The 14,410-nt window shown below is 63.7% G+C and carries 16 protein-coding genes; 14 read left to right on the top strand and 2 right to left on the bottom strand.

Translation table 11 applies throughout. The features are described from left to right. Window positions 1-88: 88 nt before the first annotated feature. Window positions 89-523 (top strand): cell wall hydrolase, encoded by a 435-nt coding sequence (locus tag ACTHNE_RS13040; protein ID WP_324942951.1) that lies wholly within the window; start codon window positions 89-91, stop codon window positions 521-523. Window positions 524-594: 71 nt separating this feature from the next. On the opposite strand, the gene ACTHNE_RS13035 is transcribed toward ACTHNE_RS13040, so the two are convergent. Beyond that, window positions 595-1,065 (bottom strand): glycine zipper 2TM domain-containing protein, encoded by a 471-nt coding sequence (locus tag ACTHNE_RS13035; protein ID WP_324942954.1) that lies wholly within the window; start codon window positions 1,063-1,065, stop codon window positions 595-597. A 140-nt stretch (window positions 1,066-1,205) separates the two neighbouring features. On the opposite strand from ACTHNE_RS13035, the gene ACTHNE_RS13030 reads away from it, so the two are divergent. The 13 genes from ACTHNE_RS13030 (at window position 1,206) to ccmD (ending at window position 12,986) form a co-directional block, all read left to right on the top strand. Further along, window positions 1,206-1,976, top strand: coding sequence for a TatD family hydrolase (locus ACTHNE_RS13030; protein WP_324942966.1), 771 nt, complete (start codon window positions 1,206-1,208; stop codon window positions 1,974-1,976). A 162-nt stretch (window positions 1,977-2,138) separates the two neighbouring features. Further along, complete coding sequence (locus ACTHNE_RS13025; protein WP_324942957.1) at window positions 2,139-2,663, top strand: MarR family winged helix-turn-helix transcriptional regulator; 525 nt, start codon at window positions 2,139-2,141, stop codon at window positions 2,661-2,663. Continuing rightward, window positions 2,660-4,192 carry an efflux transporter outer membrane subunit gene (locus ACTHNE_RS13020; protein WP_440269459.1) on the top strand — a complete coding sequence of 511 codons (1,533 nt, stop codon included), beginning with the start codon at window positions 2,660-2,662 and terminating at the stop codon, window positions 4,190-4,192. The genes ACTHNE_RS13025 and ACTHNE_RS13020 overlap by 4 nt, the downstream gene beginning before the upstream one ends. Before the next feature lies 1 nt (window position 4,193). Beyond that, window positions 4,194-5,369, top strand: a complete 1,176-nt coding sequence (locus tag ACTHNE_RS13015; RefSeq protein ID WP_324937383.1) for an HlyD family secretion protein — start codon at window positions 4,194-4,196, stop codon at window positions 5,367-5,369. A 76-nt stretch (window positions 5,370-5,445) separates the two neighbouring features. Continuing rightward, the gene (locus tag ACTHNE_RS13010; RefSeq protein WP_324937385.1) at window positions 5,446-7,002 is read left to right on the top strand and encodes a DHA2 family efflux MFS transporter permease subunit; all 1,557 of its coding nucleotides are present in this window, start codon (window positions 5,446-5,448) and stop codon (window positions 7,000-7,002) included. Window positions 7,003-7,157: 155 nt separating this feature from the next. Continuing rightward, complete coding sequence (phaR, locus tag ACTHNE_RS13005; RefSeq protein WP_324937387.1) at window positions 7,158-7,661, top strand: polyhydroxyalkanoate synthesis repressor PhaR; 504 nt, start codon at window positions 7,158-7,160, stop codon at window positions 7,659-7,661. Window positions 7,662-7,733: 72 nt separating this feature from the next. Then, the gene (phbB, locus tag ACTHNE_RS13000; protein ID WP_324937389.1) at window positions 7,734-8,495 is read left to right on the top strand and encodes an acetoacetyl-CoA reductase; all 762 of its coding nucleotides are present in this window, start codon (window positions 7,734-7,736) and stop codon (window positions 8,493-8,495) included. A 227-nt stretch (window positions 8,496-8,722) separates the two neighbouring features. Continuing rightward, complete coding sequence (locus ACTHNE_RS12995) at window positions 8,723-10,093, top strand: FAD-dependent oxidoreductase (protein WP_440269458.1); 1,371 nt, start codon at window positions 8,723-8,725, stop codon at window positions 10,091-10,093. Beyond that, complete coding sequence (locus ACTHNE_RS12990; protein ID WP_324937392.1) at window positions 10,086-10,520, top strand: DUF3293 domain-containing protein; 435 nt, start codon at window positions 10,086-10,088, stop codon at window positions 10,518-10,520. Before ACTHNE_RS12995 ends, ACTHNE_RS12990 begins: the two co-directional genes overlap by 8 nt. Before the next feature lie 21 nt (window positions 10,521-10,541). Then, window positions 10,542-11,177 (top strand): cytochrome c biogenesis heme-transporting ATPase CcmA, encoded by a 636-nt coding sequence (ccmA, locus tag ACTHNE_RS12985; RefSeq protein ID WP_324937394.1) that lies wholly within the window; start codon window positions 10,542-10,544, stop codon window positions 11,175-11,177. Further along, on the top strand, window positions 11,170-11,865 hold the full coding sequence (gene ccmB / locus ACTHNE_RS12980; protein ID WP_324937396.1) for a heme exporter protein CcmB: 696 nt from the start codon (window positions 11,170-11,172) through the stop codon (window positions 11,863-11,865). Before ccmA ends, ccmB begins: the two co-directional genes overlap by 8 nt. A 165-nt stretch (window positions 11,866-12,030) precedes the next feature. Beyond that, the gene (locus tag ACTHNE_RS12975; protein WP_324937397.1) at window positions 12,031-12,789 is read left to right on the top strand and encodes a heme ABC transporter permease; all 759 of its coding nucleotides are present in this window, start codon (window positions 12,031-12,033) and stop codon (window positions 12,787-12,789) included. Further along, window positions 12,786-12,986 (top strand): heme exporter protein CcmD, encoded by a 201-nt coding sequence (ccmD, locus tag ACTHNE_RS12970; RefSeq protein ID WP_324937399.1) that lies wholly within the window; start codon window positions 12,786-12,788, stop codon window positions 12,984-12,986. The genes ACTHNE_RS12975 and ccmD overlap by 4 nt, the downstream gene beginning before the upstream one ends. Window positions 12,987-13,068: 82 nt before the next feature. Here the strand turns inward: ccmD and ACTHNE_RS12965 are convergent, their stop codons facing one another. Further along, window positions 13,069-14,310 (bottom strand): alginate lyase family protein, encoded by a 1,242-nt coding sequence (locus tag ACTHNE_RS12965; protein WP_324937401.1) that lies wholly within the window; start codon window positions 14,308-14,310, stop codon window positions 13,069-13,071. Window positions 14,311-14,410 lie beyond the last annotated feature (100 nt).

Below are 14,410 nucleotides of genomic sequence, written 5' to 3'. Positions count from 1 at the left end.
TCCAGGTGGAACGGTCTGCCCGCCCGTCCATCGCAACGGCGTTATGGCACGCATGTGTGCCAGCACGTACAGCAAGCTGGAGGCAGATATGAAACTTTCCATGTTGTTGTGGCTGATGTCCGTACTGCCCCAACCGCTCGCAGACCAGACTTGTCTGGCGACCACCGTGTACCTGGAAGCACGTAGCCAGTCCACGGTCGGCCAGATGGCCGTGGCGGAAGTCGCCATGCGTCGGCGCGAACGCGGCCAATGGGGCGATACCGTATGCGAAGTCGTGAAGGCGCCGCATCAATTCGCCTTGTCCACCACGCCGCAGAATCAGGAAATCGACAACCTCGTGGCGTTCCAGAAAGCCTGGGATATCGCAGGCAAATCGATGACCAACTGGCAGCTACCGGTCGACGAACGTCGTTTCTTTGTTCCGCACGCGGACCACTTCGCCACCGTTTCGGTTTCACCGGCATGGTCGCGCAACCAGCGCGCAATCACCATCGGCGACCACAAGTTCTACACCATCAACTGATACGCGCATTTCAATAAAAAGGCCCTCAAATGAGGGCCTTTTTCATTTGGACGTCCAGACGTCCATTTACATCAACGCGGATAGACCTGGTTGTTGCTGATCACTACGTAATCGCCGGGACGCACGCCCGGATTGGGAACTTGCGTTACGGTGGCGTACTGGCCGTTGTCCATGCGCACCACGATCTGCCATGCAGGCGTGGTGTTGGCAGGCTGACTGTTGGCCTGGCCGACCTTGTTACCCACCACGCCGCCGACTACTGCACCACCGACGATCGCCGCCGTATTGCCGCGACCGTGGCCGATGGTGCTACCCAGCAAGCCGCCGGCTACCGCGCCAATCACCGTACCCAGACCGCTGTGGTTGCTGCCCTGCTGCTGGATATAGATCTGCTGCACCTGCTGCACCACGCCGCAATTCTGGCAGCCGCGGTAGCCGTATTGCGTCTGATAGGTCGTCGGCTGCGTCTGGCAACCCGACAGAGCCGCAACGGCAACCAGCACCGCCGCCACCGCACCGAATTTGAACGATCTGATTTTCACGACGACCTCCTGTGTTTTGATGTGCAAACGAACGCCGCCCGGCGCCCTGCTGTGGCGCATTGAAGCGCTCACACGCTGAATGATGCTAGACCGGGTACACAGTTATCACAATCGACCCGCAAGAAGGCATCATGACAACCATGCTTACGCTTGCCGACAGTCACGTGCACCTGGACGACGCCGCATTCGATGCCGATCGCCAGGCGGTCGTCGAACGCGCCCGCGCGGCGGGCGTGACGCTGCAAGTCATACCCGGCGTCGACGCCGCAAGCTGGCCGCGCATCCAGGCACTGTGCAAGCCGGGCAGCGGCCTGTATCCGGCCTACGGCATGCACCCGATGTTCCTCGACCAGCATCGCCCGGAACATCTTGCGGAACTGTCGCAATGGCTGAAGACACACCGCCCCGTCGCGGTCGGCGAGATCGGCCTGGATTTCCACGTCGAAGGACTGGATGCGGAAGACCAGCGCGAGTATTTCCGCCAGCAGCTTGCGCTGGCGCGCGAATTCGACCTGCCGGTGATCGTGCACGCACGCGCCGCCCTGGATGAAGTCACCGCCCACTTGCGTCGCATCGGCAAGCTGCGCGGCGTGGTGCACAGTTTTGCCGGCAGCCAACAGCAAGCCGAGCAACTATGGAAGCTGGGCTTTCATCTTGGCATTGGCGGACCGGTCACCTACGAACGCGCACAACGGTTGCGCCGCATCGTGGCGAACATGCCGATCGAATACCTGCTGCTGGAAAGCGATGCGCCGGACCAACCCTTGTCCACGCATCGTGGCGAGCGCAACGAACCTTCTTATGTGGCAGAAGTGTTGCAACACGTTGCAGCATTGCGCCGGGAAACGCCCGAGAGCGTCGCTGCGGCGACCACGGCCAACGTGCGGCGCCTGCTCGCCATCGCCGGATGATCCGTAGGCTGGGGTGCGAACCCTAACATTGCCATCTCCAGACATGGTGACGTTGGGGTTTGCACCCCAACCTACAGCACTTCCGGAAATCCGTGGGCACTTGCAAAGCTGCCACGACGCGGCGCATCATTTTATTTCACCAGTGAAATATGCATTGATGGAATGTCTCTGCTCGACCAGATAAAAATGCTCGACGATGGGGTTGCGGGCGTCCGCAAACTCATTCCCGAGCTACCCGCGGGCGTAGAGATGTGCCGGATGCTGGTGCTGATCAGCGAAAGCCTGCAGGCCGAGCTCGAGCACAAACTGCGCCCACACAAGCTCAACGACAGCGAATTTCGCACCCTGATCACCTTGTTCTCGCGTCCGGACGGCACCTCTACACCAGGCGAGGTGTGCCTGTTCACGTCCTTGGGCGTCACCAACATGACGCGCATCGCCGACGCGCTGGTCAAGCGCGGACTGATCACGCGCGGCCCCAGCGCGGAGGACCGGCGCCGCGTGGTGATGCAGATCACGCCCGCAGGCAGACGCTTCGTACGGAAGATGCTACCGGCCATGTTTCCGCGCTTGAAGCACGTCTTCGCCGGCTTCACCAACACCGACCGCAGCCATTTGAACCGGCTGCTGCGCAAGCTCGCCTACAACCTCAATCAACTCGAACACGCCGCGGGTGATCCGCCATGAATGCCGTTCCCTTCCCCACTGTTGCGCGGCTGCGTCCCCTCGCCTTGCTTGCCGCACTGAGCCTTAGCGGCTGCATGATTCCTGCCAAGGTGCAGCACCCCACACTGCGCGACGACGTGCCGCTCGCCGGATTGCCGAGCCAGGCCGGCGCAGCGTGGCCGGCCACCGACTGGTGGCTCAAGTACAACGATCCGCAACTGGATCAGGTGATGGCGCTGGTCATGAAGCAGTCGCCCGATCTGGCACAGGCCCGTTCGCGCGTGCAGACGGCCGAGCAATCGGTGCGTGTGACCGCCGCGCAGGCCGGCCTCACCATCAAGGGCAACGCGCAGCTCGCGCGCCAGCGCATCAGCGATCACGGCCTGATGCCACCTTCGCTGCTCGGCTTCAACTGGTACAACCAGGGCGACCTGGGCGTGCAGCTCGAATACGATTTCGATTTCTGGGGCAAGAAACGCTCGTCGATCGAAGCGGCGCTGGATCAGGCGCACGCCGCCGAAGCGGAGCGCAGCGCCGCAGTGCTCACCATCCAGAACGCCGTCGCCGATGCGTATTTCAGCCTGCTGGCCGACGAAAACCGGCTGCAGCTCACCGGACAGGCTGTGGGAGTACAGCAGCGCTTGCTGCGCATCGCCGAACTGCGCGTGCGGCAAGGCGTGGACTTGCCCGACACCGTGCAACAGGTACGCGCGCAACTGGCCAATGTGCAGCAGATGCAGGCGACGCTGGATGGCTCCATTGAGCTGCGCAAGGTTGTGCTGGCGGCGCTGGTGAACGTATCGCCCGCGCAATTGCCGCCGCTGGAGCCGCGCGCGTTGCCCGAGCTCGAAGGCGGCCTGCCCGACGATGCGCGCCTGGACCTGATCGCCCGCCGTCCGGATATCGCCGCGAGCCGCTGGCAGGTGGAAGCCGCGCTCAAGCAGACCGATGTGGCGCGCGCCGATTTCTTCCCCGATTTCAGCATCAACGCGATGGCCGGCCTTTCCAGTACCGACCAGGGTGCGCCGCGTATTGCTGGCTTTTCTTCCGGCAGCAAGGGCGACCTCGGCAATCTGTTCACCATGGGCAGCCGCGTGTTCGGTATCACGCCCGCCGTGCATCTGCCGATCTTCGAAGGCGGACGCCTGAAGGCCGGTTACGGCGCCAGCCGCGCGCAGCTCGATGCCGCCATCGCCGATTACAACGTGGCGGTGACGAATGCCGCGCGCGATGTGGCGACGCAAGCGGTCACCGCACAGCAGATCGCCGCGCGCCGCGAAAAACAGGACGCACAGGTGAAAGCCAACGAAGCATTATTCGCCTCCGCCCAGGCGCGCGCGGCGCATGGCACGCAGGACGCACGCGAAAGCCTCAACGCCCAGGCGCAGCTGCTGCAACAACGCGATCAGGCGATCAGCCTGCAGGCGCAGGCGCTCAGCACCGATCTGGCGCTGATCAAGGCGCTGGGCGGCGGCTATCGCTCGGATATCGCGCGCACGGCGTCATCCACCTCTTCCTCCCCCACTTCGAATCCTGCTGGAGCCCCCTGACATGAGCACCACTCCCAAGGACGCCAACGACAGCGGACTGGCCGCGAAGGATCCCGCCAAGCGCAGCCGCGCGCTGCTGATCGTGGCCGCGATCTTCGTGCTGGCTGGGGTCACCTGGTTTTTGCTGTGGATGTTCGTGTTTTCCACGCGCGAGAAGACCGACAACGCCTATGTCGGCGGCAACCAGGTTGCGCTTTCCTCGCAGGTGCCCGGCACCGTGGTGGCGATCCTCACCGATGACACCCAGCACGTCACTGCCGGCCAGGTGCTGGTGAAGCTGGATTCGACCGACGCCGACGTGCGCCTGCGCCAAACCAGCAGCGCGCTTGCCCAGGCCGTGCGCCAGGTGCGCCAGCAGGATGCATCGGTCAGCGAAGCCGACGCCACCGTGGTCGCGCGCGAGGTCGACCTGCGCAAGGCCCAGGCCGATCTGAAGCGTCACATTCCGCTGGTCGCCGCACAGGCCGAATCGCCGGAAACCGTGCAGCACATGCGCGACAGCGTGGCGCAGGCACAAGCGGCGCTCAACGCCGCGAAAGCGCAAGCGCAGTCCGCGCGTGCGGCCGTAGAAGGCACGGATGTCGCCAACAATCCGGCCGTGATGCAGGCTCGCGCAAACTTCCGTTCGGCCTGGATCGCCGCGCAACGCAATACCATCGTGGCGCCGGTCAGCGGCTACGTCGCGCAGCGCAGCGTGCAGCTCGGCGCCAGCATCACGCCTGGACAGCAATTGATGACGATCGTGCCGCTGCACGATTTGTGGATCGATGCGAACTTCAAGGAAAACCAGCTGCGCCACATCCGCATCGGCCAGCCGGTGAAGATCGGCACCGACCTGTACGGCGGCAGCGTGGAATACCACGGCAAGGTGATCGGCCTGGGCGCCGGCACCGGCAGCGTGTTCTCGCTGTTGCCGGCGCAGAACGCCACCGGCAACTGGATCAAGGTGGTGCAGCGCGTGCCGGTGCGCATCGCGCTGGACAACAACGAGCTGGATCAGCATCCGCTGCGCGTGGGGCTTTCCGCCGACGTCACGGTCGACATCACCAACGACAAGGGCCCGGCGCTGGCGTCCGCGCCTTCGCAACCGCCAGCGCAAACCTCGGTGTACGACCAGGTGGCGGCGCAGGCCGATGCCGAGGCGGAGAAGATCATTCGCGCCAATCTGGGCGAGTGATTGCCGCCATCTTTTTTCCGGCCGCCATTTCCGCGAATGGAAATGACGACCGGCAGGGTTAGATCGAGAGACCGTCATGGCCGCCACCCCCGAAAACGCCGAACCGCTCAAACCCCTGCACGGCATGCCGCTGGTGCTGCTGACGGTCGCCGTCGCGTTCAGCACCTTCATGGAAGTGCTGGACATGACCATCGTCAACGTGGCCGTGCCGCATATCGCCGGCAGCCTGGCGGTGAGTCCCAACGAAGGCACCTGGACGATCAGCTCCTACTCGCTGGCCAGCGCGATCATGCAGCCGCTCACTGGCTGGATCGCGCGCCGCTTCGGCGAAGTGCGTACGTTCGTGGTGTCAGTGTTTCTGTTCGTGCTGTTCTCGATGTTCTGCGGCCTGGCCACCACCATGCCGATGCTGGTGTTCGGCCGCCTGATGCAGGGCGCTGGTTCCGGTCCGATGGTGGCGCTGTCGCTGACCTTGCTGCTGTCCAGTTATCCGAAGGAAAAACAAGGCATCGCGCTGGCGATGTGGGCGATGACGGTGGTGATCGCGCCGATCTTCGGCCCGATCCTCGGCGGCTGGCTGACCGACAATTTCTCCTGGCCGTGGATTTTCTACATCAACCTGCCGGTAGGCATCCTGGCCGCGATCATCACCTGGAGCCTGCTGCACAAGCGCGAAACCAAGACGGTGAAGGCGCCGATCGACGTGGTCGGCCTGGTGCTGCTGGTGGCGGGCGTGGGCTGCCTGCAGTTCATGCTGGACAACGGCAACGATCACGACTGGTTCGCTTCGCCGCTGATCCTCACGCTGGGCCTGATCGCGCTGGTGTGCCTCACCTTCCTGGTGGTATGGGAGATCCACGCCAAGCATCCGGTGATTGATCTGACGCTATTCAAGGAACGCAACTTCACCGTCGGCGTGATCAGCCTGTCGCTGGGCATGTTCGCCTTCTTCGGCATCAACGTGGTGTTCCCGCTGTGGCTGCAGACCACGCTCGGCTACACCGCCACCTGGGCGGGCCTGGCGGCGGCGCCGGTGGGCGTGCTGGCGTTCCTGCTCTCGCCGATCGTCGGGCGCAGCATGCACAAGGTGGACCTGCGTTTACTGGTGAGCTGGGCGTTCATCGTGTTCGCCCTCACCTCGTACTGGTTTTCCACCTTCGACAGCGCCGCTTCGTTCGGCACGCTGGTGGTGCCGCGCTTCGTGATGGGACTGGCCATTCCGTGCTTTTTCATTCCGCTGAACCAGATTTACCTCTCCGGCCTGCCGGCTTCGGAGATCGCCAGCGCCTCGGGGCTGTCCAACTTCTTCCGCACGCTGGGTTCGAGCGTATCCACTGCGGTAATGGTGACCTTGTGGCAACACCGCGCCATTGCCCACCATGCCAACCTGACCGAGTACGTCAACCCGGCCCAAACCGGCGCCACGCAGTACATCCAGCAGCTTTCCCACATGGGAGTCGGCGCCACGCAACGTCTGGGTTATATCGATCAAATCATCAATCGCGAGGGCTATACGCTGGCTGTTAACGACATTTTCTATGCCTGCGCGATTCTGTTCATCGTGCTGCTGCCGGTGCTCTGGTTCGCCCGCCCGCCGTTCGGCAGTGCCGGCGGGGGTGCCATGGGTCATTAGGATGCTCCGATCCATTCTGCGTAGGCGGCCGGACAGAACCGGTGACGCCCACGCAGAATGGATCGGAGCATCCTCAATTGCTGCACCCTGTCGTGCAGCATAAAAAACTGAACGCCGACTGGTGCGCCGCAATACCTTCTGCTAGCTTGTGTCGCATGGCACAAACGACTCGCATCATCAAGAAGTACCCGAACCGTCGGCTCTACGACACGGAGATCTCCAGCTACATCACGCTGGAAGAAGTCCGTCAGCTGGTTCTGGATGGCGAAACCTTCGAGGTCCGCGACGCCAAGAGCGGCGAGGACCTGACCCGCTCCGTGCTGCTGCAGATCATTTCCGAGCACGAAGAGAAGGGCCAGCCGATGCTTTCGCCCCAGCTCTTGAGCCAGATCATCCGTTTCTACGGCGATTCCCTGCAGGGATTCATGGGGCCGTACCTGGAGCGCAGCCTGCAGGTGTTCCTCGACCAGCAGCAGCAGTTCCGCACCCAGCTCAACAGCATGATGGGCCAGACGCCCTGGGCGCTGCTGAACGAGCTGACGGAACGCAACCTGGATGCGTGGAAGAACATGCAGCGCGGCTTCATGGACGCCGCCGCCACGCAGACGGCCACGCCGCCCGGCACCGCCAGCCGCGGCCCCACGACCAAGAAACCTTAAAATCTTTTCGGACAGGCCGGCGCTGCAGCACAGCACGTGCTGCCGCGCGGCATGCGCTGAAGGAATTCCGTCATGAGCTTGTCAAAGTCCGCATCCCGCGTGGCGCTGGTCACCGGCGGCATCGGCGGCATCGGCACCGAAATCTGCCTGCAGCTGGCCAGCGCAGGGCGCAGCGTGATCGCCGTGGATCTGGCCACGCGCCACGACCGCATCGAAGCCTTCCGCGAACACATCGCTGGCTGCCAGGGAACCATCCGCTTCGAGCCCTGCGACGTCAGCGATTTCAAAGCCTGCGGAGCGCTGGTCGAACATATCGAGCGCAACATCGGTGCCATCGACATCCTGGTCAACGCCGCCGGCATCACGCGCGACACCAGCCTGCGCAAGATGGATCCGCAGCAATGGCACGAGCTGATGCGCGTGAACCTCGATGGCGTGTTCAACACTTGCCGGCACGTGGTCGAAGGCATGACGGCGCGCGGTTTCGGGCGCATCGTCAACCTGAGTTCGGTGAACGGGCAGACCGGCCAGTTCGGTCAAACCAACTACTCCGCCGCCAAAGCCGGCGTGCATGGTTTCAGCATGGCGCTGGCGCGCGAAACGGCGCGCAAGGGCGTCACCGTGAACACCGTATCGCCCGGCTATTGCGATACGCCGATGGTGGCGGCGGTGCCGCAGGAAATCCGACAGCAGATCATTTCCGATATTCCCGTGGGCCGGCTCGGCACGCCCAGTGATATCGCGCGCGCGGTGGTGTTTCTTACCGCCGACGATGCCGGCTATATCACCGGCGCGAACCTGCCGGTGAATGGCGGCTACTTCATGAGTTTCTAAAGCAACGAGCAAGTCACCACTTGCAATGATCACCCCCCCTGCGCAGTAGGGGAGGGCTGGGGTGGGGTTGCACGAGCTTGCGCATCATTTGAATTTACCGCGAGACGGCTTCACCCCACCCCGACCCTCCCCTACTGCACGTAGGGGAGGGAACCACTTCCCGCAGCACCCTTGCAGTCGACGCCCACTTGCGGAACAGTGATGCGCTCCCTTCCACGGCACGCAGCATGACGCAGCAAACAATCACCCTGATCGGCGGCGGCCTGGTGGGCGCGTTGCTCGCGCAACTGCTGGCACGGCGCGGCTTTCGCGTCGACGTATTCGAAAAGCGTCCCGATCCGCGCCGTGCCGGTTTCGTGGGCGGACGTTCGATCAATCTCGCGCTGGCCGAGCGCGGCTTGCAGGCGTTGCGCACGGCAAGCCTGGCGGACGACGTGCTGCAGCACGCAGTGATGATGCGCGGTCGCATGGTGCACCCGGTCGACGGCGTGTCCGGCTTGCAGCGTTATGGTGTGGACGACAGCGAAGTGATCTGGTCGGTGTCGCGCGGCGGCCTCAACATGCTGTTGCTGGATGCGGCGGAAGCCGCGGGCGTGACGTTCCATTTCGGGCAAGGCCTCGCCACGGCCGATCTCGATGCGCGACGCATGACGTTGATCGACCAGCATGGCGCGCAACGCCAGCACGATGCGGCCGTGTTGATCGGTGCCGATGGCGCGGGCTCCGCGCTGCGCGCCACGATGAACGATTACCACCCGCTCGGCCAGCACATCGAACCGCTCGGCCACGGCTACAAGGAGCTGGAAATTCCGCCCGCAACCGGCGCGCAGCGTTTCGCCATCGAACCGCATGCGCTGCATATCTGGCCGCGCGGCGGCTACATGTGCATCGCCTTGCCGAATACCGAAGGCAGCTTCACGGTAACGCTGTTCCTGCCCGCGCACGGACCGCACCCCAGCTTCGACACCTTGCCCGATGCTGCGGCAGCAAGCGCGTTCTTCCGGCGCGATTTCCCTGATCTGCTGCCATTGATCCCTGGTTTCGCCGAAGACTACGACAGTCATCCGGTCGGCAGCCTGTCCACGCTCTACCTCGATCGCTGGCATATCGACGGCCGCGCCTTGCTGATCGGCGACGCGGCGCACGCCATCGTGCCGTTCCACGGCCAGGGCATGAACTGCGGCTTCGAAGATACCGTCGTGCTGGCCGACCTGCTCGCCGAAGCCGGCAGCGATACCGCCGATGCGTTCGCCGAATTCCAGCGCATCCGCAAGCCCAACGCCGACGCGATCGCTGCGATGGCGCTGGAAAACTACATCGAGATGCGCGACTCGGTCGCCGACCCGCGCTACCTCGCCAAGCGCGAACTGGGCGCGCGGCTGGCGCAGCAAGCGCCGCAGCATTTCATGGCGCGCTATCGCATGGTCACCTTCACCCACCTGCCCTACGCCTACGCCTACGAACGCGGCCGCGCGCAGGACGTGTTGCTGGAGCAATTGCTGCGCGGCACGACCAACGTCGACGACATCCCGCTGGATGCCGCCATCACCGCACTGCAAGCTACCCTACCCCCGCTGCCGCCGCTGCGCCATGGATAGCGCACTGATCGAGGCGTATCGCCGCACCGATTACCGTGTGCGCCTGCCGCAGGGCGGCTGGGCTTCGATCCGCGTCGATGCACCGCTGCCCGCGATGCTGCGCGGGTGGGTCGGTTCCGACTGCTGGGCCTTCCTCTCCGCCTGGAACCCGTTCTCGCAACCGCGCCCGCGCGAGCAGAACCATGCTGCGCAGCATGCCCTGTTGGCGGCCTTGCGCGGGCTGACGGCAACCCGCACGCTGCGGCCGGCCATCGGCGTGGGCGGCGGCTGGCGAGAACCGAGCCTGTTCGTGGTCGGCCCGGCCCTGGCGGACACTGACGCGCTAGCGCAGCAATTCCAGCAGGCCGCCTACGTGCATGGACTGGCCGACGGCTATGCGCGCCTGCGCTTGACCGGCGACCAGCCGCCGCGTGGACAAGCCGGATAGGCATTACCCACAATGCCGGCGATGACCGACACCCCTGCCGCTGCCTTCCTGCTCGAAGCCCGCGCCCTGGCCTTCCACCGCCAGGACGAAGCCGTGTTCGGTCCGCTGGATTTCGCTCTTTCGCCCGGCGAGCTGATGCTGATCGAAGGCGACAACGGCAGCGGCAAGACCACCCTGATGCGCATCCTCACCGGTTTGTTGCACCCGGAAGAAGGCGAGTTGCTGTGGCGCGGCGAGCCGCTCACCTGGGATCGCTGCAGCGGTGAGGTGGTATTTCTCGGCCATCAACTGGGCTTGAAAGCGGAGCTGAGCCCACGCGAAAACCTCGCCTTCACCATCGGCCTGCACGGCCACCGCAACCAAAGCGGCATCGACGACGCACTTACCCAGGTTGGATTGACCGGATACGACGATGAGCCAGTGCGCAAACTTTCCGCGGGCCAGAAAAAACGCGTGGCGCTGGCGCGCCTGCTGCTGATTCCCGCTGCACTATGGCTGCTGGACGAACCCTACGCGAATCTGGACCGCTCCGGCATCGAGCTGGTGGATGCGCTGCTGGAAGCGCATATCGCGCACGGCGGTGCCGCGCTGGTGACCAGCCACGGCGCGGTGCAGTTTCACGGCGGCGAGCCGCAGCGGATTCGCCTGCATGGCTGATACCGCTCGCCCCGGCCTCCTCCACGCGTGCATCGCGGTATTGCGCCGCGATCTCACCTTGGCGTGGCGCCAGCGCGGCGACATGCTGCTGCCGGTGTTGTACGCCTTGATCGTTACCTCGCTGTTCCCCTTCGCGCTCGGTCCGGAAAGCGCCTTACTCAAGCGCATCGCCGGCGGCGTGGTGCTGGTGACGGTATTGCTGGCGATGCTATTGGCGCTGGATGCGATGTTCCGCAGCGACATCGAAGACGGTTCGCTGGAACAGCTGATGCTGGCGCCGCAGCCGCTGGGCCTGATGCTGGGCATGAAGATCCTCGCGCACTGGCTGGCCACCGCCTTGCCGCTGATCGTGATCGCGCCGCTGCTGGCCGGCATGCTGCATCTGCCCGCTGCGGTGATGCCGGTGCTGCTCGCCGCGCTGCTGCTGGCCACGCCGCTGCTGAGCCTGCTGGGCGGCATCCTGGTGGCGCTGACGGCCGGCACGCGACGCTCTGGTATGCTGCTGGCCTTGATGCTGCTACCGCTGTGCGTGCCGGTGGTGATCTTCGCCGCCGGGGCGCTGGCAGCCGCCCAGGAAGGGTTGCCATGGATCGCCCCGATCGCGTGGTTGGGCGCAGCGCTCGTCCTGGCCGTGGTGCTGGCTCCGCTGGCTTGCGCCGCCGCTCTTCGCATCGCACTGGATTCATGAGGAACCTTCCCCCCTGCCGCTGCGTGGCCCGTGCTGAATCTGTTTGCACGCAAGATTAAAGTGATGGGTGAACCATATCTCTATGCATGAGCGAGCAATGACGCAAGCACGTGGGCAAACAGATCCAGCCCTTCGGGTTGCGCATCGACAGAGGGTAGGTTCCTGATGGCCAACTGGATCCCCTTGTGGTTGCACAAGCTGAGTTCGCCGCCGGTGTTCTACCGCTTCGCCGGCGCACTGCGGCCATGGGCGATCTCGCTTGCGCTGGTGCTCGGCCTCATCGCGCTGTATGGCGGCCTGGTGCTGGCGCCATCGGATTACCAGCAGGGCGATGACTACCGCATCATCTTCATCCACGTGCCCAGCGCCTGGATGAGTCTGTTCATCTACGGTGTGATGGGTATCGCCGCCTTCATTGCGCTGGTGTGGCGCATCAAGCTGGCGGAAGTGGTGGCGATGGCGTCCGCGCCGATCGGCGCCGCGTTTACCTTCATCACGCTGGTCACCGGTTCGCTGTGGGGCGTGCGCATGTGGGGCACGTGGTGGACGTGGGATGCGCGGCTCACATCCGAACTGGTGCTGCTGTTCCTGTACCTGGGCGTGATCGCGTTGTACCACTCGTTCGAGGATCGCCGGCAAGGCGCACGCACGGCGGCGTTTCTCGCGCTGATCGGCATCGTTAACGTGCCGATCGTGCATTTTTCGGTGAATTGGTGGAACACCCTGCATCAAGGCTCCACCATCAAGCTGCTCGGTCCGTCCACCATTGCGCCGGCGATGGTGTGGCCGCTGCTGACGATGATGGTCGCCACCAAGCTTTACTACATCGCCAGCCTGTGCGGTCGCGCGCGCGCCGACTTGCTCGCCCTGGAAAGCGGCAAGGATTGGGTGCGGCAGATCGCCCAGAACGAGGTGCGCGGATGAACGCCTTGCAATCTTTCTTTGCCATGGGCGGCTACGCGATCTACGTGTGGCCAGCGTATGGCGTGTTCTTCATCGTGCTGCTGATCGATTGGCTGGCGCCGCAGTTCCGGCGCCGCCGGTTGTTGCGTCAATTGCATTCGCGCATGGCGCGGCAGGAAGCGCGCAAGGAGCGCGCGAATCGGCCTTCCGCTGCGTGATGTGAACGGCCGATAGCGTCAAATGGCACCTTCAAGGGGAGCAGTCAGTCGACGCGCTAAGGCGCGTCGACCGCTGGAAAGGTCACTGCGCCCTGCCAGTCAGGCCATGCGTCAACGTTTCCCACAGATAGTGGAAATATCCCACTGTGGGGCGCGTCCGCTCCAGGAACTTGTTGGTCTCCGGCAGCGACATGCCTTCCCTTACGGCGTATTGGTTGTAACCAATCTCGAAGGTGCCTTTTGCGTCGAGCAAATTAAGCGTTCCGCCGCATAGCCATTGAGGGATCGGCTCGCCATTGCGGAACTTGGTGTTGAATTCCATTGCATCGGTAATGCGACGGCGCTGCTCGTCATAGAGATCTACCCCTTGGAGCCTTGCCGTCTCAGCCGCATTGATGATGGCGGCCAGGCCGTAATCGGTATGCCCAAGATCGCGGCAGGTTTCCTGCACCAGCCCGTTGACGAACGTCGTCTGCCCATGCCACCGCCGGATCATTTGCTCGGGCGTCCGGTGACATCCCGGAATATCGCGTGGCAATGGACCATCCGTTTCTTCGTAAATATAGGCGGGCACCAGTTCTCGCCATTTTTGCACGGCACGATTGAACAGGTTTCGGTTATTCGTAAATATCGCGATGTTCATCATCGCCTCGATGCCACTGGCGTGCCAATTGTTGGCGTAGCATTGATAGCCTGCCTCGGTGAACATCTTTTCCACGTCGGGCAGATATTGCTCCGTGAACATCCGCCTGACTGCGCTTTTTTCCGATTGCGGCCACCCGTCATAGGTGTATTCGAGAATTTCCGCCGCCCGCGTGAATTGCTCCGCCGCCCAGGACGCCTGCAATGGCGCATTGAAGTTGGTGTGCCCGCCGCGGAGGGTATCGGCCCACGCATTGAGGATGCGCCGGGTCGATTCGGCATAACGCTCGTCCCGCGTGTAGACCCAGAGCAATGCCTGCGTATAAGCCGCTTTTGCGTCATCGGTCTCATCGTTGCAGCCGTGGTTGGGATTGGAGTAGGCACCGCACTCCACCGTTTGCCACGGATGAGGAGCCCGGGTCGCGAGCCTATCGCTCAGAGTGCGCTCGAAAGCCGATTTCCACGGCTCTTGATCGGCCCGGATCTTGGCCCTGACGTAGATCAGCTGCTCTCTGGTGACCAGGATGCCAGGCCGCGTAAAGCCGGACTTCTTAACCTCCTGCGCGCCCGCAGGCATTGCATACAAGGCCGACAGCAAAAAAAGCACCGCACCAAGCGCGCTGGCGAACCGGCCGCATAACGCGGTGAAACAGCTGCATCCTCTCAAGCGCCCAATTTTCATGATGCCACCTCCTTGAATGGGTAAGCGGCTGCGGCGCAACGCCACAGCCAACCTGGAGCCCCCTGCTCCTCACATGCAAATGTGCTTTTTAAACCTTTGG

This window comes from Dyella sp., assembly GCF_051954575.1.
GTDB lineage: Bacteria > Pseudomonadota > Gammaproteobacteria > Xanthomonadales > Rhodanobacteraceae > Dyella_B.
Note: the sequence above shows the minus strand (reverse complement) of the source record. Positions and strands in the feature narration are given on the sequence as shown.

Coding starts and splice junctions, on each gene's coding strand:
- ACTHNE_RS13040 (WP_324942951.1), top strand. CDS start 89: ATGAAACTTTCCATGTTGTTGTGGCTGATGTCCGTACTGCCCCAACCG.
- ACTHNE_RS13030 (WP_324942966.1), top strand. CDS start 1,206: ATGCTTACGCTTGCCGACAGTCACGTGCACCTGGACGACGCCGCATTC.
- ACTHNE_RS13025 (WP_324942957.1), top strand. CDS start 2,139: ATGTCTCTGCTCGACCAGATAAAAATGCTCGACGATGGGGTTGCGGGC.
- ACTHNE_RS13020 (WP_440269459.1), top strand. CDS start 2,660: ATGAATGCCGTTCCCTTCCCCACTGTTGCGCGGCTGCGTCCCCTCGCC.
- ACTHNE_RS13015 (WP_324937383.1), top strand. CDS start 4,194: ATGAGCACCACTCCCAAGGACGCCAACGACAGCGGACTGGCCGCGAAG.
- ACTHNE_RS13010 (WP_324937385.1), top strand. CDS start 5,446: ATGGCCGCCACCCCCGAAAACGCCGAACCGCTCAAACCCCTGCACGGC.
- phaR (WP_324937387.1), top strand. CDS start 7,158: ATGGCACAAACGACTCGCATCATCAAGAAGTACCCGAACCGTCGGCTC.
- phbB (WP_324937389.1), top strand. CDS start 7,734: ATGAGCTTGTCAAAGTCCGCATCCCGCGTGGCGCTGGTCACCGGCGGC.
- ACTHNE_RS12995 (WP_440269458.1), top strand. CDS start 8,723: ATGACGCAGCAAACAATCACCCTGATCGGCGGCGGCCTGGTGGGCGCG.
- ACTHNE_RS12990 (WP_324937392.1), top strand. CDS start 10,086: ATGGATAGCGCACTGATCGAGGCGTATCGCCGCACCGATTACCGTGTG.
- ccmA (WP_324937394.1), top strand. CDS start 10,542: ATGACCGACACCCCTGCCGCTGCCTTCCTGCTCGAAGCCCGCGCCCTG.
- ccmB (WP_324937396.1), top strand. CDS start 11,170: ATGGCTGATACCGCTCGCCCCGGCCTCCTCCACGCGTGCATCGCGGTA.
- ACTHNE_RS12975 (WP_324937397.1), top strand. CDS start 12,031: ATGGCCAACTGGATCCCCTTGTGGTTGCACAAGCTGAGTTCGCCGCCG.
- ccmD (WP_324937399.1), top strand. CDS start 12,786: ATGAACGCCTTGCAATCTTTCTTTGCCATGGGCGGCTACGCGATCTAC.
- ACTHNE_RS12965 (WP_324937401.1), bottom strand. CDS start 14,310: ATGAAAATTGGGCGCTTGAGAGGATGCAGCTGTTTCACCGCGTTATGC.